Below are 11,604 nucleotides of genomic sequence, written 5' to 3' on the forward strand. Positions count from 1 at the left end.
CACCCGCGACGTCCGGAAGCCGGCTCCGAGTCAGCGGGTGAATCCCGGCCCCGTCGACATCCAAGGAGAGGATTCACCGGAACCCGGTGCCGGCCGGATTCGGTGGCGTGGTCCGGACGAGTGAATATGCGTGTGTTCCCGAAGCCTTCGTGGGCTGCCGTCGTTAGTCCGATGTCTGCGGATGTCCGCGGTAGAGATTCCCTACGGAGGCTTCAAATGAACGTTGGCAAGAAGGCGGCGTTTCTGGCGGCGGCTGCGGGTGCGCTGGTTCTCGTCGGTGCGGGTGGCGCCAGTGCGGACGGCATCGGTCACCTGACGGGCCACAAGGGTGTCGAGCAGAGCAACGAGTGCAGCACGCGGCCGCTCGTCGGTGATGTGGTGGTCGCTACGCCGTTGACGCCGGCGTCGGACATCACCCACGAAACCACCTGTGTCAACGTCAGCGAGAACGGGGCCGAGTCCCAGAGCAACCACTGCGACACGAGTCCCGTCCTCGGCTCGGTCGTGGTTCCCGTGCTCGTCCCCGCGCCCCACATCACCTACACCACGACCTGTGTGAACGTCGCCGGAGCCGGTACCCCCGGCCGCTGAGCCACTATCGATCCGGCTCAGCGGCGCCGTGCAGAGTGTGGGCAAGGTGCTGCGCGATGACCGCGATGTGGGGCGGATCGATCAGTGACAGGTGATCGCCCGGCACCGGGACGACCTCGAGGGAGGGGCACAGTGGCGCCCACCCCAGATCGGCCTCGTCCCGGAGGTAGCGGGGATCGAGCGCAGTGATCATGACCTGGGGCTCCTGGGCGCGGTAGAGGGTGACGTGCCCCGGATACGGACGCGGCCGGTAGCGCTCGCCGATCCGGGCGTCGACGTACGAGGTTCGCTGGTGCTCCAGGATTCCCGGGCTCATGGACAGTCCGGTCTCGGCAACCAGGCGCATGACCGTCATGATCTGGTCGTCGTCCGTCATGCTCGGCAACTCCTCGTACGGCAACGGCAAGTGATGGCCGAACGTGGTCTCCACGTAGTCGGCGAACCGTCTGAACCGCTCCAGCACGATCTCTTGCGAGTCCGAGCCGGGCAGGGCTGCCGGCAGGATGGTGTCGATGAGGCCGAGATAGCCGGCGTCCTCGCCTCGGTCGCGCAGTTGCACGGCGATCTCGTACGCCTGGCAGCCACCGAAGGACCAGCCGAGCAGCTGGTACGGGCCCCGGGGCTGGACGCGTCGCATCAGGTCGAGGTAGTACTCGGCCTTCTCCTCCATGGACGCCAACTCGTCGACGCGCTCGCAGCCGTAGACGGGCTGGTCGGCGGGAAGCAGCCGCACCAGCGGCCGGTACACGGACGTCGGTCCGCCGGCGGGGTGGAAGACGAACAGCGGGGCGCGGGTGGTGGCGCCGCCGGGATCGCGCAGCACGCGCAGGGGAGTCGCTCCGTCACCGTTCACAGCGGGGCGGATCAGGTCGGCTATGGACTCCACGGTAGGCCGGGCGAGGATCTGCTCCGGGGTTAGGGCATGCGGCGGCTCGTCGAGCCGGGCGTGGATACCGAGGGCCAGGGCACGGGCGGTCGCGTCGTCGCCGCCTGCGGCCCGGAGGTTCTGGAGAACGCCGTCGGGGCGCCGGCCGAGCACCTGCTCCCACACTCCCGCGACCAGCCGCTCGGCGGCGTCCCGGGGGGCGATGGTCGTCGGCAGGGGTGCCCGCCCGCTTGGACCCGGGGCGTTCGCGAGCAGTGTCGTCCGGCTCGGCTCGGGGCCGCTCTGCGACGGGGAGCAGGTGCGGTCGCCCACGCCGACCGACTCCGGTGCGCCGGGCAGGTCGAGTGTGCTCAGAAGTTCGTCCGTGAGGTCATCGAGGCTGGCGCCGCGCATCAGCAGCTTGTTCGGCAGTACGACGCCGAAGTCGTGCTTGACCGCGTTCCGGATGCGAACGGCCATCAGGGAGTCGAGCCCGAGCCTGGTGAGCGGGACGGAACTGTCGAGGTCCTCGGTGCGATAGCCCATGACGGCCGCCGCACGGAGGGCGAGACGTCGGCGCACCGCTGCCGGGGCCTGGGCGCCGAGGGCGCACAGCTGATCGGGGCCGCCCCAGTGGTCCGTCTCGCGGGCGATGTCGTGCAGCAGGCTCGTGAAGAAGGGGACGGACTCCATGCCCGGATACGCCTCGACGACCCGTCGGGCGTCCAGCCGTACGACGCCCGTGTGGGGTCGTCCGTCGGCGAGGAGCAGTTGGAGGGCATCCAGCCCCTGGGCCGGCATGAGGGGTTCCAGCGCCATGGCCGCGGTGTTCGGGGCGCCTCCGATCCGAGCCCATGGGCCCCAGGCGATGGATGTCGCGGGCAGACCGTCGGCATGACGGCGCTGCACCAGCGCGTCGAGCCAGGCGTTGGCCGCGGCGTAGGCGGCCTGGCCGGGGGAACCGAGAAGGGCGGCGGCGGAGCTGAACACCAGCCACCAGTCGAGGCTGTGCCCCGCGACGGCCTCCTCCAGGCGCAGGGCGCCGTCGACCTTGGGCCGGAACACGGTCTCGACGTCGTCCGGTTCCAGGTCGGTGATGATGCGGTCGTGCAGCACCCCTGCCGCGTGGGCGACGCCGCGCAGGGCGTGACCCCCGGCCAGGGCGGCGTCGAGAAGGCGTGCCGCGAGGTAGGGCTCGGCGATATCGCCCTGCACGACCTCCACCGACGTCCCGAGGGCGCGCAGGTCGTCCAGGACGGCCCGAGTGTCCTCGGCCGGCGGGCGGCGCCCGTTCAGCACGAGCCGGCCGGCACCGTGCTCGGCGAGCCGGCGGGCGGTGGCCAGTCCCAGCCCGCCGAGACCGCCGGTGACGATGTAGGCGCCGTCCGGGCGTGCGAAGCGGATCCCGGCGGCGTCCCGGTCCGGGGCGGCGGCGGCCAGGCGGGCGACGAAGCGGGTGCCGTCGCGCCAGGCGACCTCGTCGGCCTCGGAGTCGCCGAGGAGCTCCTGGACGAGGTCGTCGGCGAGACCGGGCGCGCGGTCGACGTCGACCGCGCAGGCCCTGAGCTGGGGTTGCTCCAGGGCCAGCACGCGGACCAGGCCCCGGAGGCAGGCGCGGTCGGGATCGCAGGCCTCTCCGGCGGCCACCGGCACGGCCCGCTCGGTCACCAGCCACAGGCGCGGGCCGGCGCCGGATCCGGGGGCGGCGGCGAGCCGGCGGGCCACCTCGGTGGCCGCGAGGACGGCCCCACGGACTCCGGAGCCGTCAGCGGGCCCGGTGCAGAGCAGAACGACCGAGCCGGGAGCACTCGCGGTCTCCTTGCGCCAGGCGTCCAGGATCCGTCCGGTGGAGCCGTTGCGGCAGTGTCCGACCGCCACCTTCGCTCCCCGGCGCTCGAGGGCCGAACTGAGCGGTGGGACGAACCGGTTCCTCCTGCCGGACGTGTCGTCGGATCCGGTGGTGAGCAGCAGCCAGTTGGCCGGAATGCGGTCGGCGGCGGGGGGTGTGGTGACCTCGTCCCAGAGGATTTCGTAGCTGGTTTCCGCCAGGGCCAGTGGTATCTCGGCCCGCTCGGGGGTGCGCAGAGCCACGCCCTGCGCCTCGATGACGGTGCCGCCGTCGCGGTCGTCCAGGCGGACGGTCCAGCGCTCGGGCGGAGGTGGCTGACCGTTGTCGCCGGCCCGGGTTCCGGCGGCCTGCTCGAGGCGGCGGTGCAGGCGGCACGGGCCCGGCGTCGTGCGGAGCCTCACCCGCAGGGCGGCGAGCGAGAAGGGGAGTGCCGCGGGGGACGGATCGGCCGACGGGTCGCCGTCCGGATCCGATTGTCCGGCCTCGGCTGTGCTCCGGGGCAGGGAGGTCGCGTGCAGGCCGGCATCGAGCAGCGCGCCCAGCGCCTCCGACTGTGGCGTGTCCGGCCCAGTGGCGTGGGGCAGGGTGACGTCGACGGCCGGGAGGTCGTCGTCGCGGGTGCCGGGAATGCGGGGCTCGTCGGGCAGCCCGGTCACCACCGTGGCCGAGGCATGGCGCAGCCAGGTCCCGGCGGGGGACCGCGTCTGGATGCTCACGGCGGCGGCCCTGTCCGGGCCGGCCGGGTCCCAGATGGTGGTGACCGGCGTGCTGTCCGACAGCGGAAGGAGGTGATCCAGTGTCAGATCGCGGACCAGGACGGCGTCCGGCGGGACGCCGGTGGCCTCGGTTGCCGCGGCGAGAACGATCTGCGCGCACGCCGAGAGCGTCAGGACAGCCGTGCCGTGTACGCGCCGTTCGATGTGGTTCCACCCGCCGGTGCCGGCGTCGCCCTGCCACAGCACGCGGTTGGTGCCGGGGAGGTCCACCCGCAGGCCGAGGAGGGGGTGTCCGTCAGCGCGGGGCGGACGCCTGCGCGTCACGCCGTCGACCCAGTGGCGCACATGCCGCCAGGGCGCGGCCGGCAGGGCGGTCCGCCGGCCGGTCGGCCACAGCAGCTCGCGCCGGTGTTGGGCTCCGGCCAGGTGCAGCTCGGCCAGGGAGGTGCGCAGGACCACGGACTCGTCGTCGTCCCGGCGCAGCGTGGGCAGCACGAGGGCTGTCCCGCCGGGTGCCTCGTCGAGCGTCTCGCGGATGGGCAGGGCGGCGATCGGGTGGGGTGAGACCTCCAGGAAGACGGTGTGGCCGTCGGCCGCCGCCGCGGCCACCGCGTGTCGCAGCCGGACCGGGCGGCGCAGGTTGGCGCACCAGTACGCGGCATCGGGATCGGGCGTGTCGCGTGGGTCGTCGTACACCGTTCCGTACCAGGCGATGGCGGGCGCCTTGCCCCGGAGGCCGGTGAGGGCCTCGCGCAAGGCGGGCAGGACGACGTCCACGGCGGCCGAATGGCCGGCGCCGTGGACGTCGAGCAGGCGGGCGTCGAGGCCCGCTTCCTCCAGCTCGGCGACCAGGTGGGCCACCGGTTGCGCCGGGCCGGTGACCGTGCAGCGGCGTGGCGAGGAGTGTACGGCGACCACCACGCCGGGGAACCGCGCCAGCGTTGCGGCGCGGGTGTCCTCGGGCAGCCCAACGGAGGCCATGGCGCCGGCGCGGGCGCCCTCGACGGTGGCGAGCAGGGCCGAGCGGCGCAGGATCACGCGCAGTCCGTCGCGTGCATCAAGGGTTCCGGCGACCACGGCTGCGGCCACCTCCCCCATGGAGTGGCCGATGACGGCACGGGGTTCGACGCCGTAGGCCTGCCAGGTACGGGCGAGTGCCAGTTGAACGCCGTACAGCAGGGACTGGGTGCCGTGGACGGCGGTGGTCGGCACGCCCTGGGCGATCATGCGGCTCAGGGCCGTGCCGGCCACGTCGGCGAACGCCGCGTCGAGGTCGTCCACCGCTGCGGCGAACGCGGTGTCATCCGCGAGAAGGCCGCGGCCCATGCCGTACCACTGGGAGCCGTATCCGGAGAAGACGAACACCGGTCCTCGGCCCGGGACCGCCGCGGTGTCCCCGGCGTCGGCAGCGCGCACGACGCCGGGCGAGGGCCGGTCGTCCGCCAGCGCGAGGAGCCCGGCCGCGAGGGCCTGGTGCCCGCGTCCCACGACGGCGGCGCTGACGGCGTCCCGTCGACCGTGTCCGAGGGTGTGCCCGACGTCGCACAGGGGCGTGCGTCGGCCGGCCGCGGTCGTCAGCCAGCCGGCGAGACCACGGGCGGCGTCACCGAGCCGGTCCGCTGAGCGGGCGCTGACCACCAGGACGTGCGGGCCGGCGTCCGGCGCAGGGGCTTCCCCGGCGCCCGGAGCAGCGCTCTCCTGCGGCGCCGGTGACCCGGCCGGAGACCACTGCTCGAGCACGGCGTGCGCGTTGGTGCCCCCGAATCCGAAGGCGGATACTCCCGCCAACGCCGGCCGATGGCCCGCCCGGGGCCACTCGGTGGCCGCGCTGACGACGCGTAGGCGTTTTGCGGTGAAGTCGATGTGCGGGTTGGGCGTGCGGAAGTGGAGACTGGCGGGAAGTGTGCCGTGGTGCAGGGAAAGCACCGTCTTGATGAGACCCGCGATGCCCGCCGCACCTTCGAGGTGCCCGAGGTTGGTCTTCACGGAACCGATGAGCAGTGGCCGGCCGGCCGGCCGGCCGAGTCCCAGGACGGCACCCAGGGCGCCCGCCTCGATCGGATCGCCGAGCAGTGTGCCGGTACCGTGCGCCTCGACGTAGTCGATGTCGGCCGCGTCCACGTCGGCGTCACGGAGGGCATCGCGCAGCAGCGCCTCCTGAGCGGCGGGATTGGGCGCCATGATCCCGGACGAGCGGCCGTCGGAGTTGACCGCCGTGCCCCGGATGACGGCGAGGATCCTGTCGCCGGCCCGCCGTGCGTCGTCCAGTGGCTTCAGGACGACGACGCCGCACCCCTCACCACGGACGATCCCGTCGGCTGCGGCGTCGAAGGCCTTGCACCTGCCGTCCGGTGCCAGGGCGCCGGCCTGGTCGAAGTTCGCCGTGATCACCGGCGAGAGCAGGACGTTGACCCCTGCGGCCAGGGCGGTGTCGCACTCGCCGGCGGCCAGGCTCCGGCACGCCTGGTGCACCGCGACGAGCGACGAGGAGCAGGCGGTGTCGATCGTCATGCTCGGGCCGTGCACATCGAGCATGTAGGACAGGCGGTTGGCGGCGATGCTCCCCGCCGCACCGGTGCTGGTCCAGGCGGCCACACCCTCGAGGCCCGCCATGGTCAGGTGGCTGTAGTCGAGGGAGCTGAGACCGACGAACACCCCTGTGGCAGTGCCGTGCAGCTCTGACGGCGGGACACCGGCGTGGCAGAGTGCCTCCCACGTCACCTCCAGCAGCAGGCGCTGCTGGGGGTCCATCAGCTCTGCCTCGCGGGGCGTGATCCCGAAGAAGTCGGCGTCGAACCCCGCGATGTCGCCCAGGAATCCGCCCCACCGGCTGGTGCGGGCGAGGGCAGCCGCCGTGCCGTTCGAACCGTCCTCGAAGTCCTGCCAGCGGTCCTCGGGCACCTCGCGTGCGGCGTTGCCGCCGGCGAGCAGGTAGTCCCAGAACGCCTCCGGCCCCTCGACACCGCCGGGCAGACGGCAGCCGATGCCCACGACCGCGACGGACCGGCTGCGGAGACGTGCGTCCGGCCCGGACGTGCGCGCCGCGTCCCGGCGGGGCACGACCCCCTCGGGCGCTCCGGGCTCCGCCGCTCCGCGGGCGAGGCGGCGGACCAGCCGGTCGACGGTGGAGTCCTCCCACAGCAGGGTGGCAGGCAGGACCGCGTCGAGCGCGTTCTCCAGCTCCCCCGAGACGGCGACGGCGTCACGGGACGTCAGACCGTACTCCGCCAGCGGTCTGTCGTCGTCGATCTCGTCCGGGGGCACGTCCGACCTCTCCGAGATCAGCTGCCGCAGCAGTCGGCGGATCTCCGCCTCACCCCATGCCGCCCCCGGCGCACCACCCGGGCGGGCGTCGGACTGCGCACCGCCCGGCGTGGTTCCGCCAGGGCCTTCGACTCTCCTCATGACGCCGTCCCTTCGGATCCTGCCCCGGGACTGCGGGCACCGCTCCAGCTGCCGTTCAGATAGCGGTCATGGCTGGCGCGGCGGGCGACCTTGCCGCTCGTGGTGCGGGGCACGGTGTTGCGGGGAACAAGGACGAAGTCCCGTACGGCCAGGGCGTGGACGGTCGAAACGGCTCGGCGCACCGAGCGGGTGACGCTGTGGTGGTCCGCCGCGGGACCGGTGGCGGGCGGGGAGTACTCGGCGACGATGACGAGCTCCTCACCCGCCTCGGCGGACACGGCGAAGGCAGCCACGTGGTCCTTGCGAATGGCCGGATGCGCGTTCTGCACGGTCAGTTCGATGTCCTGGGGGTAGTGGTTGACGCCGTCGATGATGATCAGGTCCTTGATGCGGCCGGTGATGTACAACTGGCCGTCGTGCCACACGCCCAGGTCGGCCGTACGCAGCCACTGCCTGGCACCCTCAGCGGACCGGTCCTCGGCCAGGACCGCCCGGAAGGTCTCCGCGCTGCTCTGTGGATTGCCCCAGTAGCCGCGCCCGACGTTGGGGCCGCTGACCCAGATCTCCCCGACCGTGCCGTCCGGTTGCCGGCGGCATGTCGCCGCGTCCACGATGGCCACCTCCTGCCCCTGGGGCCGTCCGCAGGAGACGAGTTCCGTGACGGGGACGGAAGCGGTGTCCGTGGCGACTCTGGCGATGCCCCCGCCCAGCAGTTCCCGGTCGAAAGCGGTGACCTGCGGCTCTTCCTCGGTGGGGGAGGCGGAGACGATCAGCGTCGCCTCCGCCAGACCGTACGAGGGCCGCATCGCCACTCGGCGGGCTCCGTAGCCGCCGAAGGCGGCCATGAAGCGGTTCAACGTGGTGGGCCGGACCGGCTCACTGCCGTTGATCATCACAGCGACCCCGTCGAGGGTGAGGCCCTCCCGGTCCTCCTCGCGTACCCGCTGCGCGCAGTAGTCGTACGCGAAGTTCGGTGCGGCGGTGACGGCGCCCGGGTACCGGGACAGCAACCTCAGCCATCGCGCCGGCTGTTGCACGAAGGCCAGCGGATCGGTGATCACCGAGTGGACTCCGCCGACGACGGGCAGGAGGGCCATCAGCAGCAGGCCCATGTCGTGGTAGAGCGGCAGCCATCCGACCATGTGACTGCGGTCCCGATGGATGTCGTACGCCTGCACGAGGTGCCCCGCGTTGGCGACCACGTTGGCGTGGGTGATCTCCACGCCGGACGGTGCCCGTGTCGACCCCGAGGTGTACTGGAGATAGGCGCAGTCCTCGGGCCGCGGCTGGATGCCGGCCAGTTCGTCGGAGCCGTCCTCGGTGGTCCGCGCGGACACGAGATCTTCGACGGCCAGCACACGGGGTCGGTTCGGAATGCCGCTCGCGGCGCAGAACGCCGCCACGGCCGACTGCTGGGCACGGGTCGTGAGGATGTGGGTCGGCCTCGCGTCGGTCAGCGAGGCGGCGAGCTTGTCGGTATGGCGGGCGAGATCCGGCGGGAAGAGCGGCACGGCGATGGCGCCCGCGCGGATCGCTGCAAGGAAGCCGACGACGTACTCGAGGCACTGAGGGGCGACGACGGCCACGGGTTCGCCGCCGGCGCCCGCGCGGCGCAGCGCGGCCGCTGCTGACCGCACCTGACGGTCGAGCTCTCTCCAGGTGGACACGGCGGCCTGCCCGGTCCCGCCGCCTGCGAAGTCGACGAAGGTGAAGGCAGGAGCGTCCGGGTTGCGCACGGCAGCCTCGGCCAGGCGGTTGCCGAGGGTGTCGGCCTGCATCACCGTCGGCTTCGGGTCGGCACGGCGAGCGTCGTTGAGGATGGACAAGACGTACCTCCCGTGGGGTGGGCGGGGTGGCTGGTTCACCGCCCGGCCCGCACCGGACGGGACAGGGGCGACAGCTGGGGATGAGGCCACCGGCCGGCGTCGATGCCGGGACCATGGAAGGGGCGGGAACTACGGACAGGCTGCCGGCGCGGATCTCACATCGCCGTCTCCGTCCCGGAAGAGACGGAACCGGTCCTCGCCGACTCGTGCTCGGCCGACGGGGTCGGTCACGCCCAGCCCCGGCTGCGGGGCGAGGCACAGTACCCCGACCTTCCCGATGTGCTCGTTGACCTGCACGCTCCGGACGGCCGAGGCAACGTCGTCCAGGGCATAGGTCTTCGAGAGTGTGGGAACTATCCGGCCCATGTTGATGAGCCGATTCACCTCCCACTGCTCGTGCAGGTTGGCGCCGTGGCTGCCGATGAGCCGCTTGAGCTTCATCCACAGGTAGCGGTTGTCGAACATGTGCTCATATCCGGTACTGGATCCGCAGGTCACGATCGTGCCCCCACGGCGGGCGACGAAGACCGAGGCCGCGAAGGTCGCTCGGCCCACGTGCTCGAAAACGATGTGCGGATCCTCGCCCACCGCCGCGCGTATCGCTGAGCCGAGCTTCTTCCAGCCGTCAGGACGCTGGAGGACCGTGCGGTCCCCCTGCTCGATCTCCGAGCGGTCGATCACCGCCTCGCAGCCGAGCCTTCGCAAGGTGTCGGCCTTCTCCGCCGAGCTCACGACACCCACCGGGATGCCACCACCGTTGCGCACGAACTGCACGGCGTATGAGCCCAGGCCGCCGGTCGCCCCCCAGATCAGTACGACGTCGCCCTGCTTCATCCGGGCGCCGCGGTCGCTGACGAGCATCCGGTACGCGGTGGCGGCACACAGCGGGTTGACGGCGGCCTCTTCCCACGTGAGCAGCGGGGACTTGCTCAGCAACTGGCTGGCCCGCACGACGGCGAAGTGGGCCAGACCACCGAAGTTGGTCTCGAAGCCCCATGCGCGCTGCTCGCTGCCCAGCATGCCGTCACTGTGGGTTGCCGGCTCCTGGCCGTCGACGTATGCCGGAGTGACGACCACGTGATCGCCGATGTTCCAACGGCGAACCGACGACCCGGTCCGCACCACGACTCCGGATGCATCGGATCCGAGGATGTGGTGAGGCAGGTCGTGGCGGGCGTCCCAGCCGCCGCTGCGTCCCAGCTGCTGGAGAAACCGGAAGGTCGGAATGGGTTCGAACATCGCCGACCAGACCGTGTTGTAGTTGACGGCACTGGCCATGACCGCGACCAGCGCCTCGTCCGGCGCCAGCTCGGGCATGGGGACTTCGTCTATCCGCAGCGACCTGCGGACGTCCTTGTCCGTTTCGCCCTGGAACATGCCGACGTCGCTGAGCCGCACCGTCGCCGCGGTGAACCGTTCGGGAAGTGGGAGACCGCCCAGCTCGTCGCCCTCGCGGCCTGCGACTACGGCTTCCAGTAGAGTCATGCCCATGACATCTCTTCCTCTCGCGTCATCCGCCCGGATGGACGCATCGCGGGCCGGGACTGCGTGCCGGCGCTCGCGGTGGGGGCCTGAGTGCATCCCTTCTGCCCTCTCCCCAGAGGTGGGGATGCAGCTGCCGTCGCTTGCAACTGGCGAGTAAGCGGGGCTCTTTACAGCAGAACTCCTGCCGCACCGGCCCGCAAATCGGCGAAGCCCGACGCCTCACCGCCGCCGCCGCAGCCGCCGGATAAGGCCAGGCCAGAGGCCTGACGGGCACCTCGGCTGAGCTGCGGCGACCAGGGCTGCGCTGCACGTCCTGCCGATCGAGCCGCCGGTGCTCGCGCTGGGCGAGGAGAGGGTGGCCGGCTCGGACCGCGCCATCAGCTCCAACTCGCTGCGTTGCTCGATCCCGCCGCGCTGCACCGGCGCCTGACCGTTCACAGGACGGTTCATCCGGGGAGCGGCGGCGATGGCCGGGTGCAGCAGTAAGCCAGGTGGGTGAAGTTGGGTGCGGTGTCGACGCCTCCTCAGGTTGCCGTCGTTAGTCCGGTGTCCGCGGAATCTGCGGAGAAGACCCACACGGAGGCTTTAATGAACGTTGGCAAGAAGGCGGCCTTTCTGACGGCGGCTGCGGGTGCGCTGGTTCTCGTCGGTGCGGGTGGCGCCAGTGCCCACGGGTTCGGCCACCTGTTCGGCCAGGAGGGTGTCGAGCAGAGCAACACCTGCTCCACCGCCCCGGGCGTCCTCGCGGTGACCGGCACGCTGACGCCCGGGCTCGAGTACGACACCAACTGCCTCAACGTCGACGCGAGCGGTGGCGGCGCCTCGGAGCAGAGCAACAACTGCTCCACGGCGCCGCAGGCCGCCACC

At 72.0% G+C, this 11,604-nt stretch carries 5 protein-coding genes; 2 read left to right on the forward strand and 3 right to left on the reverse strand.

All coding sequences use genetic code 11. The features are described 5' to 3' along the window. Nucleotides 1-216 precede the first annotated feature (216 nt). Complete coding sequence (locus ACZ5WK_RS18475) at nt 217-591, forward strand: hypothetical protein (protein ID WP_360640263.1); 375 nt, start codon at nt 217-219, stop codon at nt 589-591. Between the two features lie 4 nt (nt 592-595). On the opposite strand, the gene ACZ5WK_RS18480 is transcribed toward ACZ5WK_RS18475, so the two are convergent. From ACZ5WK_RS18480 to ccrA, 3 genes are all read right to left on the reverse strand, one after another. Beyond that, nucleotides 596-7,426, reverse strand: coding sequence for an SDR family NAD(P)-dependent oxidoreductase (locus ACZ5WK_RS18480; RefSeq protein WP_465548454.1), 6,831 nt, complete (start codon nt 7,424-7,426; stop codon nt 596-598). After that, a complete protein-coding gene (locus ACZ5WK_RS18485) occupies nt 7,423-9,252 on the reverse strand; it encodes a fatty acyl-AMP ligase (protein ID WP_465548455.1) in 1,830 nt (609 codons plus the stop codon). The genes ACZ5WK_RS18480 and ACZ5WK_RS18485 overlap by 4 nt, the downstream gene beginning before the upstream one ends. Nucleotides 9,253-9,381: 129 nt before the next feature. Next, nucleotides 9,382-10,737 carry a crotonyl-CoA carboxylase/reductase gene (gene ccrA / locus ACZ5WK_RS18490; protein WP_465548456.1) on the reverse strand — a complete coding sequence of 452 codons (1,356 nt, stop codon included), beginning with the start codon at nt 10,735-10,737 and terminating at the stop codon, nt 9,382-9,384. A 588-nt stretch (nt 10,738-11,325) separates the two neighbouring features. Here ccrA and ACZ5WK_RS18495 point away from each other — a divergent pair. Next, the coding region (locus ACZ5WK_RS18495; protein WP_465548457.1) for a hypothetical protein at nt 11,326-11,604 on the forward strand (279 nt) is incomplete at its 3' end.

It is taken from the genome of Kitasatospora sp. NPDC032757 (assembly GCF_055579305.1).